Annotated in this window: 14 protein-coding genes; 13 read left to right on the top strand and 1 reads right to left on the bottom strand. The window is 30.2% G+C overall.

What is annotated here, in order from left to right:
- Positions 1-47 precede the first annotated feature (47 nt).
- Positions 48-908 carry a DMT family transporter gene (locus ACLR9T_RS07920; protein ID WP_413109001.1) on the top strand — a complete coding sequence of 287 codons (861 nt, stop codon included), beginning with the start codon at positions 48-50 and terminating at the stop codon, positions 906-908.
- A 496-nt stretch (positions 909-1,404) separates the two neighbouring features.
- Positions 1,405-2,898 carry a glycerol kinase GlpK gene (gene glpK / locus ACLR9T_RS07915; RefSeq protein ID WP_413109000.1) on the top strand — a complete coding sequence of 498 codons (1,494 nt, stop codon included), beginning with the start codon at positions 1,405-1,407 and terminating at the stop codon, positions 2,896-2,898.
- An 82-nt stretch (positions 2,899-2,980) separates the two neighbouring features.
- On the opposite strand, the gene ACLR9T_RS07910 is transcribed toward glpK, so the two are convergent.
- Entirely contained in the window at positions 2,981-4,300 is a 1,320-nt protein-coding gene (locus tag ACLR9T_RS07910) for an aspartate kinase (protein WP_413108999.1), read from the bottom strand.
- A gap of 189 nt (positions 4,301-4,489) precedes the next feature.
- On the opposite strand from ACLR9T_RS07910, the gene ACLR9T_RS07905 reads away from it, so the two are divergent.
- The 11 genes from ACLR9T_RS07905 to ACLR9T_RS07855 form a co-directional block, all read left to right on the top strand.
- Positions 4,490-5,482 carry a LacI family DNA-binding transcriptional regulator gene (locus tag ACLR9T_RS07905; RefSeq protein ID WP_413108998.1) on the top strand — a complete coding sequence of 331 codons (993 nt, stop codon included), beginning with the start codon at positions 4,490-4,492 and terminating at the stop codon, positions 5,480-5,482.
- 144 nt (positions 5,483-5,626) lie between these two features.
- Positions 5,627-7,525 (top strand): sucrose-specific PTS transporter subunit IIBC, encoded by a 1,899-nt coding sequence (locus ACLR9T_RS07900; RefSeq protein WP_413108997.1) that lies wholly within the window; start codon positions 5,627-5,629, stop codon positions 7,523-7,525.
- A gap of 9 nt (positions 7,526-7,534) precedes the next feature.
- Positions 7,535-8,929 (top strand): glycoside hydrolase family 32 protein, encoded by a 1,395-nt coding sequence (locus ACLR9T_RS07895; RefSeq protein WP_413108996.1) that lies wholly within the window; start codon positions 7,535-7,537, stop codon positions 8,927-8,929.
- 177 nt (positions 8,930-9,106) lie between these two features.
- Positions 9,107-9,781 carry a DUF969 domain-containing protein gene (locus ACLR9T_RS07890; protein WP_413108995.1) on the top strand — a complete coding sequence of 225 codons (675 nt, stop codon included), beginning with the start codon at positions 9,107-9,109 and terminating at the stop codon, positions 9,779-9,781.
- Complete coding sequence (locus ACLR9T_RS07885; RefSeq protein WP_413108994.1) at positions 9,781-10,791, top strand: DUF979 domain-containing protein; 1,011 nt, start codon at positions 9,781-9,783, stop codon at positions 10,789-10,791. Before ACLR9T_RS07890 ends, ACLR9T_RS07885 begins: the two co-directional genes overlap by 1 nt.
- Positions 10,792-10,800: 9 nt before the next feature.
- A complete protein-coding gene (gene pcp, locus ACLR9T_RS07880; protein WP_413108993.1) occupies positions 10,801-11,442 on the top strand; it encodes a pyroglutamyl-peptidase I in 642 nt (213 codons plus the stop codon).
- Complete coding sequence (locus ACLR9T_RS07875) at positions 11,442-11,858, top strand: gamma-glutamylcyclotransferase (protein WP_413108992.1); 417 nt, start codon at positions 11,442-11,444, stop codon at positions 11,856-11,858. Before pcp ends, ACLR9T_RS07875 begins: the two co-directional genes overlap by 1 nt.
- A 202-nt stretch (positions 11,859-12,060) precedes the next feature.
- Positions 12,061-16,017 carry a glycoside hydrolase domain-containing protein gene (locus tag ACLR9T_RS07870; RefSeq protein WP_413108991.1) on the top strand — a complete coding sequence of 1,319 codons (3,957 nt, stop codon included), beginning with the start codon at positions 12,061-12,063 and terminating at the stop codon, positions 16,015-16,017.
- A gap of 145 nt (positions 16,018-16,162) precedes the next feature.
- The gene (locus tag ACLR9T_RS07865; protein WP_413108990.1) at positions 16,163-16,705 is read left to right on the top strand and encodes a TetR/AcrR family transcriptional regulator C-terminal domain-containing protein; all 543 of its coding nucleotides are present in this window, start codon (positions 16,163-16,165) and stop codon (positions 16,703-16,705) included.
- A gap of 281 nt (positions 16,706-16,986) precedes the next feature.
- A complete protein-coding gene (locus ACLR9T_RS07860; protein ID WP_413108989.1) occupies positions 16,987-21,513 on the top strand; it encodes a LamG-like jellyroll fold domain-containing protein in 4,527 nt (1,508 codons plus the stop codon).
- A 350-nt stretch (positions 21,514-21,863) separates the two neighbouring features.
- On the top strand, positions 21,864-25,647 hold a 3,784-nt coding region (locus ACLR9T_RS07855), incomplete at its 3' end, for a beta-N-acetylglucosaminidase domain-containing protein (RefSeq protein ID WP_413108988.1).

Raw genomic sequence — 25,647 nt, 5'->3', positions numbered from 1 at the left:
GGGATAATAAATGTGCTATGCACATTTATTAATTTTTTGGAGGCAAAATGAAAAAAAGAGGCTATTTTCTAACAATTTTATCAGCTGTTATTTTCGGTTTTACACCAATATTAGCTAAAATAACTTATTCTATGGGTAGTAATGGAATAACGATGGCTTTTTTTCGTCATTTATTTGTAATTCCAATTTTATTTTTAATTATTAATTTAAAGAAGATTCCTTATCGAATTACAATTCACCAATTGAGAAATATATGTCTAGTAGGAATAATTGGCAATGCTTTAACTGTTGCTGCTCTATATACTTCATATAGTTATATCCAGGTTGGAAGTGCAACAGTACTTCATTTTCTTTATCCGATGTTTGTTTCCTTGATTTGCTATTTTTATTATCAAGAGAAACTATCAAACGCAGTTAAAATTTGCTTAGTAGTTGCAAGTATTGGGATATTGTTTTTTATTGAATTAGGTGGAGCATCTTTTTTTGGTTTGTTTTTAGCATTATTTTCTGCAGTAACCTTTGCGTATTATATGATAGGAATCGAAAAGCTAGGTTTACAAACTATCAATCCTTATGTCTTAAATTTCTATTTTGCAATTGTGATTTCAATATCGCTGCTAGTTATTGGTTTATTTAGTGGTCAATTAAATCTTATTCTTCGACTTCAAGCATATGGATATTCGTTATTAATTGCGATTCTTACATCAATTATTGGAATTATTTGTTTACAGCAGGGAGTTCGTTATTTAGGTGCAACAACAACTTCAATTTTAAGTATGTTTGAACCAGTTACAAGTGTTATTTTTGGAATTATTATTCTCCAGGAACAGTTAACGATTATTAAATTAATTGGATGTTTAATAATTTTATCAGCAATTACAGGTTTGATTATATTTAATAAGAGGTGAGATGAATAATTTATAATAAAGATGAAATACTTGAAATAGCACTATGTATATGATAATATACTAGTGTAGAAGTCGTCATGAAAACATGGCAAATGAAAAACCAGAAGCTGCAACTTCTGGTTTTTCTGTGCTTATTAGAGATTTTGGTCATCTCGATCAAGCCACTTGTATATGTAATGCAAAATAATTCCTGCGATTACAGATACTACGATAGAGACAAGATATGAAGTCATCACTTCTATAAACATGGCATTCATCTCCTCTATTTAAGAGTTTCGATAACACTCTAATTATATCATTGAAAAAGATATAGTTTGTCTCATCTTTATATCAAATGTATTATATTTTAGATATATTAAATATAACAACTGATTTGGAGTTAAAAGCTTTGATTGTTACTGTGAATATTATTTGATAAAATAGAAGATATTAGAATGGAGTAATTAATATAGATTTAGTGGATGATGGAAGAGTCAATAAAAAGGGGATGAAATTTATGACTAAGTATGTTATGGCTTTGGATCAAGGGACAACTAGTTCACGATGTATTATTTTTGATTATCAAGGAAATATAGTAGCTAAAGCTCAAAAAGAATTTCAACAAATATTTCCAAAACCAGGATGGGTTGAACATAACCCGCTAGAAATATGGTCATCACAATTATCGGTAATGATTGAAGCACAGGCTTTAAGTAATATAAAAGCAATTGATTTAGCAGGAATTGGAATTACTAATCAAAGAGAAACAACAGTAGTTTGGAATAAAGAAACAGGACAACCAATTTATAACGCAATCGTTTGGCAATGTCGTAGAACAGCAGAAATGATTGATAAATTAAAAGCAGAGGGATTAGAACAAAAGGTAATTGAAACAACGGGATTAATACCAGATGCTTATTTTTCAGCATCAAAAATTGCTTGGATATTGGAAAATGTCGATGGAGCAAGGGAGTTAGCAGATGGAGGTAAATTATTATTTGGAACAATTGATACATGGCTGATTTATAATCTAACTGGTGGTAAAGTACATGTTACAGACTATACAAATGCTTCAAGAACAATGCTATATGATATTAAAAATTTATGTTGGGATAAAGAATTATTAGAATATTTTAAAATCCCTTATAGTATGTTACCTGAAGTTAAAGCTTCTAGTTGTATATATGGATATAGTAAAGAAGGAATTTTAGGTGGCAGTGTTCCAGTATGTGGAGCGGCTGGTGATCAACAAGCGGCATTATTTGGTCAATGCTGTTTTGAAGCAGGTGAAGCAAACAACACCTATGGAACAGGATGTTTTATATTAATGAATACAGGTGGAAAAATGTATCATTCAAAAAAAGGTTTGCTTACAACAATTGCTGCAAGTGATGAAAAAGAAATAAGTTATGCTTTAGAAGGTAGTGTATTTGTTGGCGGAGCAGTAATGCAGTGGTTGCGAGATGGATTAAGGATGATAAAAAATGCCCCAGAATCAATTGAATATGCAATGAAGGTTAATGATACTAATGGTATTTTTTTAGTTCCAGCTTTTACAGGATTAGGGGCACCCTATTGGGATCCATATGCAAAGGGAACGGTTGTAGGGCTTACAAGGGGGACAAGTAAGGAACATTTTGTAAGAGCTGCATTAGAGTCAATAGCTTATCAAACTAATGATGTGATGCAAGCAATGTTAGAAGATACAAATATTAATTTAAGTTGTCTAAAAGTTGATGGTGGGGCAAGTACAAATGATTTTTTGATGCAGTTTCAAAGTGATATTTCAAACTGTTCTGTATATCGTCCAGAAATTATTGAAACTACAGCTTTAGGAGCTGCTTATTTAGCCGGATTAGCAGTAAAATTTTGGGAAAATAAAGAGGAAATAAAAAATAACTGGTTATTGGATCAAGAGTTTAAACCGGTTATGAAAATAAAACAAAGAGCTGAATTGCTAGAAGGATGGTCTAAAGCAGTACGTTTTGCTTTAATGTGGAAAGATATTTAAATTATTGATTTTATCTATCAAATTGATAATTGAGTATGAAAAAAGGTTTTTATTTATATTAAGTAAAAACCTTTTTAATTCATTATTCTTCAATTATAAACATTTTGTAAATTGCTCGAATAGCATTATTAAAATGAACATTTTTAACACCAACAATAATATTTAATTCAGATGAACCTTGATCAATCATTTTAATGTTGATATTTTCATTTGCTAGAGCAGTAAAGATTTTAGCAGCCGTACCGCGCCCATCTTTCATGCCTCTACCAACAATAGCGATTAAAGCTAGATCAGATTCAAGTTCAATAGAATCAGGTTGTACAGCACGATGGATTCCAGCTAATATTTCTTGTTCTTTATCAATAAAAGATTCGGTCTCAACGACAATAGTCATTGTATCGATCCCTGAAGGAGTATGTTCAAATGATAGATCACTTTCTTCTAATACTTCTAAAACCTTTCGACCAAAACCAATTTCACTATTCATCATATCTTTTTCAATCATGATAGTGGCAAAGCCTTTTCTACCCGCAATACCAGTAATAACATGGTCAGGTTTATGACAAGTAGTCTCTACAATTAGTGTACCTTCATCTTCAGGACGATTTGTATTTTTAATTTGAATCGGTATTCCCTCATTGCGAATTGGAAAAATAGAATTTTCATGAAGTACGCTAGCTCCCATATATGATAGTTCTCTTAACTCTTTATATGTAATTGTGCCAATTGTAGCAGGATTTCTAACGATTCTAGGATCAGCAACTAAAAAACCTGAGACATCAGTCCAATTTTCATATAGGTCAACATGACCGTTTCGAGCAATAATTGAGCCTGTAACATCACTTCCACCTCGAGAAAAAGTTTTAATTTTTTTGCTTCCATCATTTAAGGAACCATAAAATCCTGGAATAACAGCATTTTTAACTTTATTTAAACGATCAGTTAAAATTGGATCAGTCATACTTTCATCATAATTTCCATGTTCATCGATAAAAATTACTTCACTTGCATCAATAAATTCAAATCCTAAATAATTTGCTAAAACGATTCCGTTTAAATATTCCCCACGACTAGCAGCATAATCAATACCAATTTTATTTTGAAAAGCTTTTTTTATGGTTGTAAATTCTTTTTCTAAAGATAAGTCTAACTTTAATTCATCAATAATATTTTGAAAACGATTTTTTATTTTATTAAATGTATCCTCAAATATTTGTTTATCTTTAGCGTTATATGCCTGATATAATAAATCTGTTACTTTAATATCTTCTTTAAATCGCTTACCTGGTGCAGAAGGCACAACAAAGCGTCGAGATTCATCGCTTTGTACTATTTTAGCAACTTTTTTAAATTGGGTTGCATCAGCTAATGATGAACCTCCAAATTTAACGATTTTCTTCATACGTTTCCCCTTTATATAAATGTTTAATAAAAAAATACCATTTTTTAACGATTACATCAAGATAAATATTAAAAAACAATTATAATTAAATAAATCTAGTGTGCTAGTTGACATTGAAATATAAAAATAATATTATAAAGTAAATTAGTGGACGGGGGTACCCGTCATTTTTATTAGTTGAGGTGAAATATGAAAAATAAAAAATTAACGATGAGTGATATAGCTAAAATAGCAGGGGTAGGTAAAAGTACTGTATCACGTTATTTTAATGGTGGTTATGTTAAAGAATCAACAAGATTAAAATTAAAAAAAATTATTGAAGAATATAATTATGAGCCAAGTGCTTTAGCCCAATCTCTAAAAGCTAAATATACTAAGACAATTGGTATTGTGGTACCATGTCTAGATTCAATTACTACTTCAAGAGTATTGATGGTAATGGATGAGTATTTGAAAGATCATGGGTATACAACCTTGATAGTTAATACTAATCATAATGAATTAAGAGAATTAACTTCAATTGAACAATTATGGCGGATGAATGTAGATGGAATTATTTTGATGGCTACTAATGTAACAATGGCACACCAAAATATTGCAGCTAAGCTCGATATTCCTTTGTTATTTGTGGCCCAACGTTTTAAATTAGGGGTTTCAATTATTAATGATGATTATAATGCTGGTTATGATGTTGGAAAGTATGGAGCTAGTCATGGACATAAATATATTTGTTATATTGGTGTAACGGGAAAAGATGAAGCAGTTGGAATTTATCGTAAAAATGGTGTACTAGATGGATTAAAAGCTCATGGGGCTAAAAAAATTGATTTTTTAGAGAGTGATTTTTCTTTAGAAAAAGCATATCGCCTTGCTAAAGAATATTTACAGCATAAACAGCCAAGTTTAATTATTGGAGCAACTGATAATATTGCTCTTGGTTGTCTCAAAGCAATTAATGAATTAGGTTGGAAGATGCCTGAAGATATTTCATTAATTGGTTTTGGGGGATATGAGACATCATTATTTATTGATCCAAGTCTAACAACAATTAGATTTAATAATGAGGAAACTGGAATTAGAGCAGGAAAAACAATTATTGATTTGATTGAAGAAAATTCTGTTGATAATCTTCAATTAATTGATTATCAATTAATTGAAGGTAAAAGTGTCAAAATCTTATAATTAATAAGCGATATTTTTTCATAAATATCGTTTTTATATACATAAATATGGTATCGGTTTCATTTTTTATGAAAATATATTGACAGTTATTAAAATATAGATTATAGTATGTTTGTGGAACCGATACCATAGAGGAGGATAAAAATGGATTATAACAAAATAGCAAAACAAATAATTAAATGTGTTGGTGGAAAAGAAAATATTACTGGAGCAATGCATTGTGCAACGAGATTACGTTTAAATCTGATTGATGAAAATAAGGTCGATGAAGAAGAGTTAACAGACATTGATGTTGTTAAGGGGACTTTTTTAGCCAAAGGCCAGTATCAAATAATTTTAGGACCGGGACTTGTTAATTTGGTTTGTGATGAGGTAACGAGTATTTTGGGAATTAAAAATGACAGTACACCACAATCTCAAAAAGAAGAAGAAAAAGGTAATCTTTTACAACGGGCAGTTCAATTATTGAGTGATATATTTGTACCAATTATTCCGGCTATTGTTGCTGGAGGGTTATTAATGGGACTTAATAATATTTTAACAGCTAATGGTTTGTTTTTTGAAGGCATGAGTTTAATTGAAGCATATCCTCAATGGGCTGATTTAGCTTCAATGATCAATTTATTTTCAAACGCAGCGTTTACTTTTTTACCGGTATTGATTGGCTTTAGTGCTACAAAAAAGTTTGGTGGTAATCCATATTTAGGAGCAGCATTGGGGATGATCATGGTTCATCCAGAGTTGTTAAATGCTTATTCATATGGTAAACCTGGAGTAGAGATACCAGTATGGAATATTTTTGGTTTATCAATTGAAGCAGTAGGATACCAAGGAACAGTATTGCCGGTATTAGGTGTATCTTGGATTTTGGCAAATATAGAAAAACGTCTGCATAAGATAACCCCAATTTGGCTAGATAATCTTACAACTCCTTTATTTGCAACTATAATCACTGGTTTTATTACTTTTATTGTTGTAGGACCAATTTTAAGAGAAGCAGGAATATTATTATCAGATGGAATTTCATGGATGTATAATTCTCTTGGTTTATTTGGTGGAGCAATATTTGGTTTTTTCTATGCACCAATTTGTTTGACCGGAATGCATCATAGTTTTATTGCGGTAGAAACACAGCTGTTAGCTGCAGTAGCTACAACTGGAGGATCATTTATTTTTCCAACTGCTTCTATGTCAAATGTTGCTCAAGGGGCAGCTGTTATTGCAATCTTATTATTAACCAAAGATAAAAAATTAAAAAGTATTTGTTCAGCATCAGGAGTATCAGCGCTATTAGGAATTACAGAGCCGGCTATGTTTGGAGTAACTTTAAAACTTAAATACCCATTTATTGCAGCTATGATCGGTTCAGCGGTAGGGAGTGCATATTTAGCAGCTACAAAAACTTTAGCAATTGCTTTAGGAGCAGCAGGGTTACCAGGGTTTATTTCTATTGAATCAAGTTCTTGGTTGAATTTTGGAATTGGAATGATTTTAAGTATAGCAGTGTCGTTTATTCTTACAATGATTTTATACAAGCGAGATATGGCTAAACAAATTAAAAATAATGACGCAGTATCTGTAAAAGAACAAGAAGTTATAAAAACAGTGACTATTAATACTCCATTAAAAGGGAGAGTTGCCCCGATAAATGAGGCACCAGATGAGATTTTTGCTCAAAAAATGATGGGGGATGGAGTTGTAATTTTTCCAACTGGTAATATTTTAGTGGCTCCTGTTGATGGACAAATTACAATGATCTTTCCATCTAAACATGCAATTGGATTAAAAACAGATAGTGGTGTAGAAATCTTGATTCATATCGGTTTAGATACAGTAAAACTTGAAGGCAAACCATTTACATTATTAGTGAATGAAGGACAAATAGTAAAACAAGGTGAGAAATTAATGGAAGTTGATTTTAAAATGATTAAAGAAGCAGGATATTCAACTGCTACACCAATGGTTATTACAAGTAAAAATCAATTTGAAATTATTAACTTAGGAGATAATGAATTAAATCAAAAAATTATAGAGCTAATATAGGAGAATAATATGACCTGCTTAAATAATCAACAAATAAAAGAATTAGAAAGACAAGGATCAAGTGATAAATATCGTCTTCATTATCATTTAATGCCGCCAATTGGATGGCTTAATGATCCTAATGGATTATGCCAATTTAATGATAAATATCATTTATATTACCAATATACGCCTGATAATTGTTTAGGGGGTAGTAAATATTGGGGACATTATAGTACTAAAGATTTCATTACATTTAAAAATGAACCAGTTGCCCTGTTTCCTGATAGTCCATTAGATAAAAATGGTGTATATTCAGGTTCGGCGATAGTTAAAGATGATAAGATGTATGTATATTATACTGGTAATGTTAAACATATAGGGGATTATGATTATATATATACAGGACGTGAACATAATACAGTTATGGTCACTAGTGATGATGGGATAAAGTTTAATGATAAAATATGTCTAATGAAAAATATTGATTATCCTAATGATTTGACTCTTCATGTGCGTGATCCACAAATTTTTAAAAATGGCAATCATTATAATATGGTTTTAGGAGCTCGAACTAAAGATGATGTTGGCTGTTGTTTATTATACCGTTCTAAAGATTTAAAAAATTGGACATATATTAATCGAATTGTTTCTAAACAACCTTTTGGTTATATGTGGGAGTGTCCTAATTTAGTTAAATTAGGACAGCAGCTAGTATTATTTTGTTGTCCTCAAGGAGTAGAAGTTCAGGGTTATAATTATGAAAATTTATATCAAAATGGTTATTATTTAGTTTATGGTGATATAGAGGGGGAGTATGAATTAAGTGAGTTTGTAGAATTTGATCATGGTTTTGATTATTATGCACCTCAATTATTTATAGATGAAAATGATCGTGTTATTATCATTGGCTGGATGGGGTTACCGGATGTCCCATATTCTAATCCAACTGTTGATAAGAATTGGCAGCATGCTTTTGCTCTTCCTCGTGAAATATCTTTTATAAACAATAAAGTTTATCAATATCCTATTAGTGAAACAAAAAAACTTAGAAAAGAAAAACAAATAATTAATCTACAAGAAAGTTTAACTTTAAAAAATAATTGTTTTGAGCTTCATTTGCCAATAAATAATCAAGAGTTTATACTTAAGTTACGAAATGATGTAGTAATTGATTATCATAATCAATTACTTACATTTACAATGAAAGAAAGTGGTTATGGTCGTGATATAAGACACATTATTATTGAAGAATTACAAGAGATAGCGATCTTTAGTGATACTTCGTCACTGGAATTATTTTTTAATCATGGAGAATATGCTTTTACGACTCGTGTATATGATCATGGAGGTAATTTCAAGATAGATATTGATATCAATATTCAATGCACTTATTATGAGTTGAATAGTTATAAAATAGTTTAGATTATAGGTTAGAGTATTATTCTAACCTTTTTAAATTAAATTTTAAATAGAGTTTAAAAGGTGCATAATTATATATGATATTTATAATAGGTTTAAATTTTTAGTTATAATAAAAGTTATTACTTTTATTGAAAGAAAAAATATTATAATATAAAATTCATAAAAAGGAGAGAAGATATGGAGTATATAAAACTTATAGGAATTGTCATAATTGTAGTAGGATTTGCTTTTAAATTAGATGTACTAGCAGTTGTAATTGTTTCAGGAATCGTGACAGGTTTAGTATCAGGATTAGATATTATTGAGATTTTAAGAATTTTAGGGGAATCTTTTGTTAATAATAGATTGATGTCAATTTTTTTAATTATTTTTCCAGTAATTGCAATTATTGAAAGGTATGGATTAAAAGAACGAGCAGCATTTTTAATTAGTAAAATTAAAAATGCTTCAGCTGGTAAAGTATTATGTATTTATAGTGTGATTCGTTCAATTGCATCTGCTTTAAATGTAAGAATCGGAGGACATGTACAGTTTGTTAGACCACTGATCTTACCAATGAGTGAAGCAGCAGCTAATGCTGCTAAAAAGGCACCTTTGAATGAAAAAGAAAGTGAGAAAATTAAAGGATTAGCTGCTGCTGTAGAAAATTATGGGAACTTTTTTGCCCAAAACTGTTTTCCTGCTAGTAGTGGGGTTGTTTTAATTCAAGGAACTTTGGTTGAATTAGGATATAAAGAGGTTACGTTATCAATGATAGCTTCTTCATCGATGTATATTGCTATAATATCAATAATTCTTACCTTTATTCAGGTTCTTTGGTTTGATAAAAAGGTAGCAGGAGGAAATAAGTAATGATTGATTTTTTAGGTACATATTTACCAGAATTTTTTTATGCTTTATGTGGACTTGTTAGTTTTGATACTGCATATCGTGCAACGAAAAATGAAGAAGCGCGTATAGGGACTTCTTTGTTTTGGTTTTTATTAGGTGTGATTTTTATGTTTGGTAAAATTATTCCTCCTGTAGCAGTTGGGATATTGCTAGTTATCATGGGGTGTTTAACTGCATTAAAACAAGTTAAAATGGGTAGTTTCATTGAATCTACACCAGAATTTCGTCAAAAAGCAAGTGATAGAGTTGGAAATAAAATTTTTATTCCTGCAGTAGCGATTGGATTAATGGCTTTGATCTTATCGTTTATCCAATATACTGGCGATGGATTTTATTTTGCTTTTAGATCAATCGTAATTAAGCTTATTTCATTCAATAGTAATGTTAAAATAGATCTAACTGCTTTGAATGGAGCAGTAATGACTGGACTTGCTTGTGTGGTAGCTCTTTTGTTAGCGGTTATTATTTGTAAACCAAAAGTATCAGAGACTAGATCTGATACATCACGTTTATTGATGCAAGTAGGAGCAGCTTGTTTATTACCACAGTTACTGGGAGCTTTAGGTAGCGTATTTTCAGCTGCTGGAGTTGGTGATGTAATCTCAAATATGATTTCAAGTGTTATACCTGCTGGTAATCCAGTTATTGGAGTTATTGTGTATGTATTAGGAATGGTTATTTTTACAATGATCATGGGAAATGCTTTTGCAGCTTTTACAGTTATCACAATTGGAATTGGTTTTCCGTTTGTTATTGCTCAAGGTGGAAATCCAGCTGTGATTGGAGCGTTGGGTATGACAGCGGGATATTGTGGTACATTAATGACTCCAATGGCTGCTAACTTTAATATTGTACCATGTGCTGTTTTAGAAACTAGGGATCAAAAATGGGCAGTAATTAAAGAACAAGTACCAATGGCATTGATTATGATTGTTATTCACATTATTTTAATGTTAGTTTTAGGATTTTAGGAGGAAAAGATGAAAATATTAGTTACAGGATTTGACCCCTTTGGGGGTGAAAAAATTAATCCAGCTATTGAATCTGTAAAAAAGTTGCCTGATGAAATTGCTGGTGCTAAAATAATTAAATTAGAAATTCCTACTGTGTGTCATCAATCTTTGAAAGTTATTGATGATGCAATAAAAGAATTTGACCCTGATGTTATTTTATCAATTGGTCAGGCTGGTGGACGAAGTGATATTACAGTAGAAAGAATAGGAATTAATATCGATGATTGTCGCATACCAGATAATGCTGGTCAACAAATTATTGATGAGCCGGTGTTTAAAGATGGTCCTGCTGCTTATTTTGTTAATGTACCTATCAAAGCAATGGTAGCTAAAATTCAAGAACATCAAATTCCAGCATCTGTTTCTAATAGTGCAGGAACATTTGTGTGTAATCATGTAACTTATGGAGTAAGACATATAATTGAAACTAGGTATTATGGTAAAAAAAGTGGTTTTATTCATATTCCTTTTTTACCACAACAGGTAATTGATAAAAAGAATATGCCATCAATGGCGTTAGAAATGATTGTGGAGGGATTGATTGCTGCTATTGAAGCAATAGTTGAAACAAAAGAAGATATTAAGATTACAGGTGGTGCAACGCATTAATGAAAGAAAAAATATTTGTTTATGGGACATTACGAAAAGGTATGTATAATCATGATCTTTATTTAAAAGATAAAAACATTTTTAAAGGAATAGGTTTTATAAAAGGGAAGTTGATGACTCTTAAAGATAAAAATTACCCAGCTTTATTATTGGAAGGAGATGATTTGATTTTAGGAGAAATCTATGAAGTTGATAGGAATATTGTTGATTTACTGGATGAATTAGAAAGTTATTTTGGTGAAAATAACTTAGACAATGAATATAATAAAATTGTTTGTGATATTTTTAGTGATGATGGAAAGATTATAGATCGTATTCCTGTTTATGTATATAATACTAATAATCCTGTTAATATGATGTTATTGAATGAAGTAATTAGCAATGGTGATTTTGTCAGATATAGTCAAAATATTTGAGTTATTAGATGTTGATTTTAATCAACTTCTTTTTTGTTTGTACTTTTTAAAAAGTACAAATTTTCTTTTAAAATTTATAAATACAAATATTTATAATAATTTACAATAATATGTAGAAAGGGGTTTCATTTTCTGGGAAGGAGTGTGATATATGTTATATAAAAGATTTTATCTTTAAAAAGAAGGGATTAAGGAGGAAACTATGAAAAGAAGAATAGGAGCTATTTTTTTAGCAATGATGATGGTGATTAGTTTTTTGCCACTTACAGCTGTTAAAGCCGAAAGTGGTGAATTAATCATTAATGATTCCCAAATAGGTAAAGAATTACATCAAATTAGTTATAGCGAAGGATGGGGAACTAGTACAGGATATCCAGATCGCTTTTATGGCGGTGATGAACATTGGTTTAATTTTGCTCATTATGTGGATGGAGATCCATTACCATCTTTTGAAGTTAAGTTTAAAGGAACTGGAATTGAACTATATGGTGAAAAACAACCAGGATTAGGAATTTATAATATTTATTTAGATGGAACAAAAATTGATACTGTTGATGCATATAGTGCTAATGCTGTAGCTTCAGGAAAACTTTATGAAAAAACAGGTATCGAATATGGAGAACATACTTTAAAAGTAGAACTTTCTAACACTAAAAATACTGCTTCAACAGCTCCTGATGGGGAATTTGATTATTTAAAAGTATTGGGTGTTAAAGAAGAAACTACTGATAATTATGTTTCTAAGATTGAAGATAGTGATATAACTAATGGAGATGAATTATTCAAATTCAAATATACTGGTGGTTGGAAAGCAAGCACTGGTTATCCTAACATGTTTTCAAATGGTGATGAACATTATGCTTATGCAGGTGATTATTACGAAATAACATTTATTGGGACAAAAGTAGAAATTTATGCTACTAAAGATAGTGGACATGGTGTATATGATGTGTTTATTGATGGTGTTGCAGCTGGTCAAGCTGATGGAACAATTACCGGAAATAGAGTTCATCAACAATTGATTTATGCATCAGAAGAATTAACTGATGGTCAACATACAATCAAAGTTATGTTACCAGAAGATTCAGAAGGTGCAATTCAAGTAGATTTTGCAAAAGTTTATCATGGTGCAATCAACCCAAGTGAAATTACTTTAAGTGAAACAGATATTTGTTTAGAAACTGGAATGACTAAAAAAATAAATGCTGAAGTTGCCCCAAGTGTAGCGACAAATAAAGAAATCATTTGGAAAAGTAAAGATGAAAATGTTGCGACTGTAGATGAAAATGGTGTTATTACAGCTATTAGCAGTGAAGAAGCTAACACAGTAGTAACTGCAACTGTAAAAGGAACAGATTTAAGTGCTTCAATAAATGTTAGAGTTGTTCCTGTAGTAGAGTTTTTATCTGCTTATGTAGGTTCAACAAATGAGTTAGAAACACAAGATGATTATGCTAATTTATTAACCAATTATACAAACAGTTGGAAAGATGTAGCTTGGAAAGGTGATGTTTTAAGTTCTAAGATCGTTGCTTGTTCAAGGGATAAAGATGTTCATAATGCAGAAATAACTGCCACTGATTTTGTAAATGGAAGTGCTGTTATTTCATCTGATGATGTTGAAATTAAATGGCTAAAGGAAGTTTCAGCTAATGTTGGACGTAATAGACCTTCTAATGCACCAGTAAAAGAATTCCCAGATGTAATCTACAAAGGTGGTAAAGTTGATATTGCACCTGAAACTGCAAAGTTTGCATGGGTGACTATTAATGTACCAAAGGATGCAAAACCTGGATTATATCAAGGAACAATAACAGTAACTGCAGATGAATTAGATAAACCATATGAATTTAAATATGAATTTGAAGTGCTTGATTTAGTACAACCAGAAACAAGTGAAACAAATACACAAATTCAAGTTTGGCAACATCCATTCTCTGTAGCTAACTATTACCTTGGTTTAGGTAAAAATCCATCTGGAGGAATCACAAACGAACTTGCAGAGGATTTCTATTTTACAGAAGAACATTTTAATTTAATGCGTGATTCGATGAAAGAATATGCATCTATGGGTGGTAAAGACGTAGTAGCTAATATTGTAGAAGAAGCATGGAATCACCAGTCATATTATAATGACCCATCAATGGTAAAATGGACTAAGAAAGCTGATGGATCATTTGTATTCGATTACACATGGTATGATGCATGGATTAATTTCCAAATTGAATGTGGAGTTTTAGATCCAGAAAATGGAATTGGACAAATTAAATGTTATAGTATCGTACCATGGAATAATCAGATAGCATATTTTGATGAAGCAACAGGAAAAACAGTAAAGAAATCTTATAAACCAGGAAATGCTGATTGGCAAGAAATTTGGACTAATTTCTTAACTAATTTCATGGATCATTCAAAAGAAAAAGGTTGGTTTGATATTACATATATTTCAATGGATGAAAGAGGTTTAGACCAATTACAACCAGCTGTTGAATTAATTAATGGTTTAACTGATGAAAATGGAGACAGTTTCAAGATTTCATCAGCATTTAACTTTAATAATAGTTCAAGCTATGATTTCACTGATCAAATTGATGATATCTCAATCAATTTAGGAAATGTAGATCAATCTGCAAATCAAGCAACAAAAGCATTAGCAACACATCGTAAAGAATTAGGATTAATGACTACTATCTATACATGTACTGGAGATTATCCAGGGAACTTCGTAATTAGTGATCCAGCAGATAACAATTGGGTAATGTGGTATACATTAGCACAAAACACAGATGGATTTATGCGCTGGGCATGGGATAACTGGGTATATGATATGCAAGATGATATATCATACCGTTATTGGGAACCAGGAGATGGATGGTTCATTTATCCAATGGAAAGAGATGCAATTGATGAAAATTATAATGCTTCTTTCTATAGTACACCAAGATATGAAATGATGAAAAAAGGTATCAGAGATATCAATAAAGCAAAATATTTAATGGAACAATCTGATGAACTAAAAGCAAAGGTAGAAGAATTAGTTGGGACATTAAGTAAACCAAAACAAACAACAAGTTATGGAAGTGCTGTAGCTGCAAACGAAGCAGAACGTCAATCAACATTGAATGATGTAGATAGAATGAGAAGCGGAATCATCGAAATTTCAAGAGAAGCAGTAGTAGATGAACCAGTAAATACAAACAAACTAGCATTGCAAGTAGCAGTAGAGACAGCAAAAGCAGTCAGTGAAGAAACACTTAATGGTGTTGTACCAGCAGTAGCAGCAGAATTTAGAGCAGCATTAGCTGAAGCAAAAGCAATTTTAGCTGATCCAAATGCTGATCAAAATACAATTGATACTTCTTTCTATCGTTTAGCACATGCAATCCAGATGTTAGATTTCATCAAAGGTGATAAGACAGAATTAGAAGCACTGTTAAATTCACTGGAAGAATACAAAGAAGAAAACTATACAGCTGAATCATGGTCAGTACTAGAAAGTGCTAAAGAAGAAGCAGTAAAAGTAATGGAAGATGAAAATGCTTTAGAATATGAAGTAACAGAAGCAGCAAATAAGTTAAAAGATGCAATCGGACAGTTAGTACTGAAAGCAGATAAAACATTACTGCAGACAATGTATGACAAGGTAGAAGGATTAGATAAGACTAAGTATACAAGTGAATCAGTAGCGAAGTTGACAGAACCAATGGAAAAAGCAAAAGAAGTATTGGAAAATCCAAATGCAACTCAGGAAGAAATCAACAAAGCATATGAAGAACTAGTAAAAGCATACTTGGAATTAAGACTAATACCAGATAAAGGACTGTTAGAAGGATTAATCAACAAGGCAAACAGTTTAAAAGAAGCAAACTATACAGCAGCATCATGGTCAGTATTAGAGCCAGAATTAGAGAAAGCGAAAGCAGTATTGGAAAATCCAAATGCAACTCAGGAAGAAATAGAAGAAGCAGTAAAAGGATTAACAAGAGCAATGTCAGGATTAGTGGCTAATTCAACAAACCCAGAAAGTACTGTAAAACCAGGAGATACAAAGGTAAAAGCGACTAAGACAGGAGATAATGTTTTAGCAGGAGTATTTGCAGGAATAGCGATGCTAAGTATAGCGGGAATAGGTATCCTAAGAAAAAAAGAAGATTGTTAAATATAAATAATTAAAAATGATAACGCCATAACTTTCTAAAAAAATTATGGCGTTATTTTGTTTATTAATTGATTTTTTAAATATTAGAAATAATTTAATTATTTGTTGAAATGTATATAGGGGAATTAGAAAGGAGGGAAAAGAAGTGGAAAATCGTGATATAATATTAGAGAATGCCCGACATTTAATTTGTGATAATGGTTTTAATAAAGTAACAGTTAAAATGATTTGTGAAAAATCAAAGATATCTAGAAAAACTTTTTATGCGTTTTATCAAGATAAATATGATATTTTAGAACAGATTTTAATTAAAGATGTAATTAATGAATTGGATAATTTAATTGATAAATTTGGCAAGATTGAATTAAATCGACCAATTATTTTAGAAGCAATGTATCAAAGAATATATGAGAATAGAAAATTTTATCGTAAAATAGTCAAAACGCAAGCTGGAGATGCTATGGAAGTATACTTATTACATCATCTAATTAAAATAAATCATAAAATATTTATTGATGCACAAATGGATGATATGGAAAGAGATTATGCGACATATTTTTATGCATCAGCGCAAATTATGTTAATAAAGAAATGGATTCTTGATGATTATATCTTAACACCGGTAGAAATGGCAGATAATTATCAAAGGTGGGCAGTATCTGCAATGGTTAGTAATTATTTGATGTAACAAAAATTAAATATGTTGAAGTAAAAGTAACATTTAAATATTAGTGTTACTTTTTTTAATACACATATAATTGTTTGATAATATAATTGAGATTTAACGAATGTTATAATTATTATGAGGTAGTTTTAAATAATTAAATGTATAGTAAATCCCTTTCTAAAAATAAATTTTATAATATTATAACTACCTTTATATATTATTTTACAAGGTTAATTATGAGAAAGTAAAAATAGATTTATATTTAAGATGTTTGACTACAAAGGAATAAAAAAGGAGAAAAAATGAAAAGAATAAATAAAAAATATTTGCAAATATTACTTGTTTTTGGACTTATTATTACGGGGTTAATTGGACAAGCAGGATTTAGCAATATTGAAGCTGTTGGTGAAAAGACAAATTTATCTTTTGAAAGTAGTAAAAAGAATTATTTACAACTTGAAAATGATTTAGATTATATCCCTAAAACTTTAGAAGTTTCAATCAAATTTGATAATCCTAATAATAATAGAAAAATAATAATGGGTAATTATGTTGCTGGGAAAAATTGTTTTTCATTAGAATTAACTGCTGCCAATCAACTGCGTTATGTCGAATTTGTATATGATAATAATAAACTAGTTAGTAGTATTGACTATAAAATAAATGTGCCAGAATTATATGATAAAAATTGGCATAATATTGCTATAGTCCGTGATGTTATAAATAATAAAATATTACTTTATATTGATGGAACATTAAAAGATACATTAGTTTTAAATGGATCAGGAACTAATATATTAAAAGATGATGTTACATTGGAGTCCACTCATTATGTTGGAACTGATGCAAGAAAATCATTTTATTTAGATGCTGATATTCATGAAATCAGATTATGGCAAATAGTTAAAACAGCAGAAGAAATCAATCAAAATGGTAATGCTGTACTTACAGGGAAAGAAACAGGACTGACAAGTAACTGGGTATTTGATATGTCGATGTTAGATACATTAAATACAATTGTAGTAAATAAGGTTTTAGGAAAACCTGGATGTAAAGTAGCAGGATTTGATCTACCAAAAGGGAGGACATCATTAGAATTTGAAAGTGGTAAGAAAAATTATGTTGAGATAACAGAAAATCTAGAAAAAGCACCTAAAACAATTGATTTTTGGGCTAAGTTAGCTACAAATCCAAATCAGCGCCAATTGATCTTTAGTAATTATGCATATGGATCAAATGGAATGGGGATAGAAATAACATCAGATAATCAATTAAGATATGTAGAATTTGGATATACAAATAAAACATTAACAGGTAATCTTGATATAAGAACAAGTGGACAAGAAATTTGTAACAATGAATGGACACATTTTGCAATAGTAAGAGATTTTGAAAACAGTGCTGTAAAAATTTATAAAAATGGAATAGAATTAGTAAATAAACAAATAACAAATACTGGTACAGATAGATTAACAGAAAATTTAAACTTTGATAGACAACATTATATTGGAACAGATTTTAGAAGTGGAAATAGTTTTTATCTAGATGGAAAGATTGATACAATATCATTATGGGATAGCAGTAAGACAGAAGATGAAGTAAAAGGCTTAATGAAAACAGAAGTAGTGGGAAATGAAGCTGATTTATTACATAGTTGGGATTTTGATTTCAATAGCTTAAGTATGTCAAATCCATATATAAAAGATAAGAAAGCTAATGGAATTGAGGCTTTAACTATCAATTTTGATTTTAATGTAAATGAAACTGGTATATTAAATGGAAAATCAGTATTATTTGCAGGGGATAGTATAACTAATGCAGTAAAGGATTCAAAAAAACCATATTATGGGTGGGCAGGAAGAATTGGAACAGCTAATAATATGGATTGGAAAAATGCAGGAATTAGTAGTGCAACTATTTCCACAGCTTTAGCTAATTCATATCCAGAAAACAGAATTGTAAATCAATTGATCAATAATCAAGAAAAAGCATATGATTATGTAATATTACATGGTGGAATGAATGATTCAATTGCAATGACACAAATAGGAGATATGACAGATTCATTTAATCTAGAAGATTTTGATACATCTACATTTTCAGGAGCGATGGATGAATTATTATGTAAGGCAAAAGAATTATATCCAGATGCAATTATTGGATATATAGTAAATTATGCAACCCCAAATTCAACATGGGGTGGCTATAGTAATAATAATAAAACATATTTTGATCGAGCAAAAGAGATATGTGAAAAATGGGGTATTCCATACATTGACTTATATGATGGTGGAGTAGAAATAGAGGGGGAGCATAAATCATATAGCTATGATATTTTAGAAGTAACAAGTGGAAAGAATATGTATGATAATTTATCAACAGAAATTCATATTGGAAGTAAAGGGTATGATATTATTTCACCATATATTCAAAAGTGGATGGAAGAAATTTCTCAATATTCAAATGTGGGAACAGATTTTTCTAAAGGTAATATTGAAATTGAAATGGTAAATACTTTTGAGCAAATACCACTAACTTTTGAAGCATGGATAAAAATGCCAGAATCAGCTACTACAAGTAGAGGTGGGATAATTGCAGGAAACTGGTTTAATAAATATTATAGTGATATTCCAGTTGTCAATTTTGAAATCGGTGAAAGAGGAGTGCCACGTCTTTATTGGTTAGTAAATGGTAAGGCATATGACTACAAAGCTACAGGTGTTAATGTTTGTACTAATCAATGGACACATGTTGCAATTTCATATGATCAATATAATAAAAAAATGGTAACATATATAAATGGTGAAAAGGCGCATGAGGAATTATTAGAAACTAATGTTGCTAAATTAAATCAGCCATTGAAAATTGGTAAAGATTCACGTGATGTATATAATTTTAAAGGTGAGATTGCAGATTTAAGAATCTGGTCAACAACGCGAACAGCAGAAGAAATTCAGGATAATTTCAAAAAAGAAATTGAAAATGCTCAAGGATTATTAGGTAGTTGGAAATTAGATAAAGCAATTAATGAGAAATATTTAGATAGCTCAGAAAATCAAAATCATGCTCAAAACTATTGGATCGATGCAGATTTATTTGCAAATAGTGCAGATGGATATAAAAGTATAGCAGTCATTCCAGATACACAAAATATCCCAATAGAAAATTATTCAACACTTACAAATTGGTTAAAAGACAACAAGGATGAATTAGGTATTGAGTTTGCAATTCATGTAGGTGATATTGTTAGTGATAGAAATAATCGTAATCAATGGATGGCAGCAAGAGATAGTATGAAAGTACTTGATAATGTTATTCCATATGTATTTTCAGCAGGAAATCATGATGTTGAACTTACTACAGTAGATGGTAAATATTATGGATTACGTAGTACGCCACTAATGAATGAATATTTTCCATATAATGAAGTATCATCTAAAGAAACATTTGGTGGAACATATGAAGTAGGAAAGGTAGATAATACTTATAGTTATTTTACAGTTAATAATGTTAAATTTTTAGTGATTTCTTTAGAACAATCTCCAAGAGAAGAAGTACTATCATGGGCAAGTGAAGTAATTGAAGAAAATAAAGATAAAAAAGTAATTATTACAACTCATGAGTATATGTATTATGATGGAAACTTAACTAATCGTCAAACACCAGATCATCTAGATTTTGTTGGAGGATCAACTACAGGTGAAGAAATGTGGGATTTGTTTGTAAAGAAACATGAAAACATTACAGCGGTAATAGCAGGACATGTAGGTTATCCCGATCCTGTAGTGTCAAAAAAAGTAGGTGAAAATGGAAATACAGTCACTCAAATACTTTGTGATGGACAATTTATGGATACAGATGATGCTAAAAATGGTTCAGGTAATGGGGTAGGAATGGTAATGATATTATCGTTTAAAGAAAATAGTGATGAAATAAAAGTAAACTGGTACTCAACAGTAAAGCAGAAATTTTATAGAGAAAATAATCAATATACAGATACTATGGAATTAATTACTAAAGATGAAGAAGTTGAAGGAACTAACAAAGTAACATTATCAATTGCTCTTGATATGGCTAATGCAGTAACCCAAGAACAGTTAGATAAGATTGTTCCAGCAGTAGCTGATGAATTCAAAGCAGCATTAAAAAATGCTCAAACTGTGTTCGATAACGCTAAAGCAACACAAGAAGAAGTAGATAATGCATTTGATCGTTTAGCTAAAGTAATGCAGATGTTAGAATTCTATAAAGGTGATAAGATTGCATTACAAGAAATGATGAATAAGATAGCTAACTTAACAGCAAATGATTATATCGAATCAACATGGAATGCGCTTCAAGCAGTATTACCAGGTGTAAATGAAGTACTAGGTAATGTAAATGCAATGCAAGGTGAAGTAGATGAAGTATATACAGAGTTAGTAAAAGCATTCTTGAATCTAAGATTAAAACCAAATAAAGATTTATTAAAGGATTTAATTGATAAAGCAGAAAGCTTACAAGCAAGTAACTATAGTGTTGCATCATATACAAGTTTAGTAGAAACATTAAATGCAGTAAAAACGGTCTATGAAGATCCAGAAGCAACAGTGGAGGAAGTAACGAATGCACAAAACGCATTGACTAAAGCGATTGCTGGATTAGTAGAAAATAATTCACTAGTAGATGACAATGTTGATTCTCCAAATATTGTAAAATCAGGAGATAATACAGTGAATGCTGCCAAGACAGGAGATACTGGTTCAGTTGGAATTTTTATAGGTTTAGCGGTTTTAAGTATAGTAGGATTAAAAATATTTAGAAAAGAAAATATTACTTTAAATAATTAAAAGATAGTGGTATTATTAAAATATATAGTTAAAGAATAAAAGATTAGTGTTTTATACTGCAAATAGAATAGATTGTTACTTTAAGTAGGCAAGACTATAAGACAGGGATGTTTTTAGTCTTGCTTTATTTTTGCTATTATTAAATTCTATAAAGAAATATATGGAGTTTAATGATTATAAAATAATTAATAGAAAGGGGGAGTTTAAAGATATTAATTTATTTTCTATTTATAGGAAATGAATTAAACATTATAGGATGGGATAAAAAATCATATTAAGATTAGATGTTTAGTTAAATAGTTTTTGAAGTACGATAGCTTATATATAGCTATATGAGAAAGGGAAAGAATATGGGAAAAAAGTTAAAAAGATTATTAACAATCATTGTAACATTTACGATGGTATTTAGTTCATTGATCGTATTAAAACCAGTAAATGCGGAAGATGAAACTAAAACTTATGCTATTTTTCCAACACCTCATGAAGTAGTTTATGGAGAAGATAATTTTGCTATCTCTGATGATGTAAATGTGGTGTATGGTGAAGCAATTGATGGTTATACAAAAGATCATACAGTTGATGTATTGGATTTATTGGGTAAAACATGTACAGTTAGTGAAGCTGTTAGTGTTGGTAAAACAAATGTAATTATGGGAATATATAATTCTGATGATTATGTAGATAGATATTTTAAAGAAAATAATCTAATTGATAATGAGAATTTATTTAATAAATATGATTCTTATATTTTAAGTATTAATGATGGTGTTATTGCAGTATTAGGTAAAGATACTGATGCTGTTTTTTATGGAATTACATCATTGAAACATATCTTTACGCAAGTAAAAGATAATAATGTTTTAAATTTAAAAATAAATGATTATGCTGATGTTAAAGCTAGAGGATTTATTGAAGGTTATTATGGAAATCCATGGTCAAATGAAGATCGTGCAGATTTAATGACTTTTGGAGGAGATTATAAATTAAATCAATATATTTATGCTCCTAAAGATGATCCTAAACATAATAGTCGTTGGAGAGAATTATATACTGAAGAAGAATTAGAAGGAATATCTATGGCTGCAGAAGCTGGTAATAGAAGTAAATGTTACTATGTTTATGCATTACATCCATTTATGTCAAATAGCTTTAGATTTAATTCAGATGAAGTTTATAATGAAGATTTAAATATCGTTAAAACAAAATTTGAACAGTTGATGAGTGCAGGAATAAGACAATTTACGATTTTAGCTGATGATGCTTCTGTGCCATACGGTGGAGATTCAAGCTACATAAGATTAATGACAGATCTAACAAACTGGTTAATTGAAAAACAAAAAGAAGTTTCAGGATTAAGAACAGATATGATGTTCTGTCCAGCTAATTACTATGGAAATGGTAGTGGTGTAGTAGGATTAAAAGGAATGCCTGAAAGTGTAAAAATTATTCAAACAGGTGGACAGGTATTTGGATCAACAAATTCAAGTTTCTTAGATAGATTCAATAATAGCATGTCAAGGAGTCCATATATGTGGATCAACTGGCCATGTAGTGATCAAACTAAAGATGGATTGATTATGGGTGGAGCAACTAGATTCTTAATTCCAGGTGCTGATCCAGAAAAAATAGCTGGTATTGTTTTAAATCCAATGCAACAGTCAGAAGCAAGTAAGCATGGAATTTTGGCTAATGCAGATTATGCATGGAATGTATGGGAAGATGAAAGCGATTATGAAAGAGTATGGCATGATTCATTTAACTATATGGATCATGGTACAATTTATGATACAGAAGCATCAATTGCTTTAAGAGAACTTGGAAAACATATGATAAATTCCAATACAGGAAATCCTGAATCTGTAGAATTAGCACCAAAGCTAAGTGAATTCATGAGTGATTTAAGAGCTGGAAATGATATTATTGCTAAAGCAGATGATTTAATTGCAGAATTTACATTATTACAAAATTGTGCTAATACATATAGTGCTAATCCCGGAAATGAAAGAACTAGAGATCAAATTATTTATTGGTTAGATTGCTGGAAAGATACAACAGAATCAGTTTTAAATTATTTAAATGCTACTAAAGCATTACAAAACGGGGAAGAAGCAAGTGTAATTTGGGACTATTATTCAAGAGGACAAGCAGCATATGATGCTTCAAGAGAACATGGTTTCCATTATGTTGATCATACTGAATATGCAAGAGTAGGTAGACAGCATATTTATTCATTTATGCAAAATTTAGATAATACTTTATATGGTAAAGTTACAGCACTTATTAATCCAGGACAACAAAATGTTACATTTATCACTAATCGTTTAGATGGTGCAACTGGGAATATTGGTAATGTTTTGGATAATGATGCAAGTACAGAAATTATTTATGAAGTACCTAATACAATTGAGACAGGTACATTTGTTGGTCTTGAATATAGTAAACCAATTGATATTAACAGTGTTACATTTAGATTAGGACGAAATGGAAATTATAATGACACATTCCAAAAGGCTAAAGTACAATATACAATAGACGGGGTAGAATGGATCGATATTAATAATGAAGAATATAATTTACCACAAGAAATAAATATAACAGGTCTTGATTTAAAAGATGTTAAAGGAATTAGAGCAATCGCTACTGCAGATAGAACTAATACATGGTTAGGGGTTCGTGATATTGTAGTAAATGATGAAGGTTCAAATAATCCAGTTGTAAAATATGATGCAAGTGTTATTAAAACTAGTACTTATGAAATTTATTCTAACTATTATGAATCTAAATTGATTGATGATAGTGATGATACTTATGTATGGTATAATCAAAATTCTAAAGTAGATGATTTTGTTGGTCTTGATTTAGGTGAAGTAAAGCCATTAGGTTTAGTAAGATTTATTATGGGTGCTTCAGGAAATGATTATTGGAATGGTTATGATTTAGAATATTCAACTGATGGTGAAAACTACACTGTATATGGAAGTTACAGTCAAAACGTTGAAAAGAAAACAGTAGAAGCTGATTTAACAGGAATTAGTGCACGTTATGTAAGAGTTAGAAATACTAAAGATAAAAATGTCTGGTTAAAAATGTCTGATTTTAGAGTTAATAAACCAAAAGATACATTTGTTGATACAAATAATGAAAGCTTAAAGAATATTGCAACTGTAATTGATGCAGATAAAGCTTCAATTTTACCACCATTAGATGCAGTTACATTAAATCCTAATGAATATATTGGAGTTACATTATTAGGAATTAGAGAACTGACAGATATTGATTTACAATTAGTAAATGGCGAAGCTTTAACTTTACAAGTATCTAAAAACAATCTTGATTGGGAAGATGTTGATTCAGAAAGTGCAGATTTACCTAATGCTCGTTATGTAAGATTAATCAACAAAACAGATGCTTCAGTTACATTTGAAATTACTAAATTTTTAATAACTGTTAATTCTAGTGATGCAGCATTTGAAACAAGTGCACCTGAAATGAGTGGTTATGTCCCACAAAATATGTTTGATAGTAACTTAGCTACAGCATATAAACCAGATACAACAGAAGCAGGATATATTACTTATACTCTTTCTGAAAAACTAGATGTTACAAAGATTAATATTGTTCAAAAAGATAACGTTTCTAACGCTGAAGTATTAGTATTAGTAGATGGTGAAAATGGTAAAGAATGGATACAAGTAGGTACTTTAAGTAAATCATTAAATGAAATTTATTTACCATTCTGGGAAAATATTTATGAATTAAAATTTGAATGGGAAGCAAATAGTGTTCCTACTATTACTGAAGTAGTTATGTTAAATAACACCGATTTATTACCAAATCGTAGTGATTTACAATTGTATATTGATGGATTGGATATTGTAGAAGATCAGTATACAGCAGAATCTTATCAAGAATTTGTACAAAAATTGACAGATGCAAACGCTGTATTAACTAATAACAATAGTACTCAAAAAGAATTGGATAAAGCACTAGCTGATTTACAGGAAGCAGTAAATAACTTAGGACCTGCAAAACCAGTAGAAACAAATAAAACTGCATTATCAATCGCAATTGATATGGCAAAAGAAGTAACTCAAGAACAGTTAGGTAAATTAGTACCAGCAGTAGCTGATGAAT

It is taken from the genome of Thomasclavelia sp., from assembly GCF_047249845.1.
Classification (GTDB): domain Bacteria; phylum Bacillota_I; class Bacilli_A; order Erysipelotrichales; family Coprobacillaceae; genus Thomasclavelia.
The sequence above is the reverse complement of the archived record's forward strand: the minus strand, read 5'-3'. Positions and strand labels throughout refer to the sequence as shown.

Bases quoted from the DNA above. Each gene is read 5' to 3' on its own strand.
- ACLR9T_RS07920 (WP_413109001.1), top strand. From the start codon at position 48: ATGAAAAAAAGAGGCTATTTTCTAACAATTTTATCAGCTGTTATTTTC.
- glpK (WP_413109000.1), top strand. From the start codon at position 1,405: ATGACTAAGTATGTTATGGCTTTGGATCAAGGGACAACTAGTTCACGA.
- ACLR9T_RS07910 (WP_413108999.1), bottom strand. From the start codon at position 4,300: ATGAAGAAAATCGTTAAATTTGGAGGTTCATCATTAGCTGATGCAACC.
- ACLR9T_RS07905 (WP_413108998.1), top strand. From the start codon at position 4,490: ATGAAAAATAAAAAATTAACGATGAGTGATATAGCTAAAATAGCAGGG.
- ACLR9T_RS07900 (WP_413108997.1), top strand. From the start codon at position 5,627: ATGGATTATAACAAAATAGCAAAACAAATAATTAAATGTGTTGGTGGA.
- ACLR9T_RS07895 (WP_413108996.1), top strand. From the start codon at position 7,535: ATGACCTGCTTAAATAATCAACAAATAAAAGAATTAGAAAGACAAGGA.
- ACLR9T_RS07890 (WP_413108995.1), top strand. From the start codon at position 9,107: ATGGAGTATATAAAACTTATAGGAATTGTCATAATTGTAGTAGGATTT.
- ACLR9T_RS07885 (WP_413108994.1), top strand. From the start codon at position 9,781: ATGATTGATTTTTTAGGTACATATTTACCAGAATTTTTTTATGCTTTA.
- pcp (WP_413108993.1), top strand. From the start codon at position 10,801: ATGAAAATATTAGTTACAGGATTTGACCCCTTTGGGGGTGAAAAAATT.
- ACLR9T_RS07875 (WP_413108992.1), top strand. From the start codon at position 11,442: ATGAAAGAAAAAATATTTGTTTATGGGACATTACGAAAAGGTATGTAT.
- ACLR9T_RS07870 (WP_413108991.1), top strand. From the start codon at position 12,061: ATGAAAAGAAGAATAGGAGCTATTTTTTTAGCAATGATGATGGTGATT.
- ACLR9T_RS07860 (WP_413108989.1), top strand. From the start codon at position 16,987: ATGAAAAGAATAAATAAAAAATATTTGCAAATATTACTTGTTTTTGGA.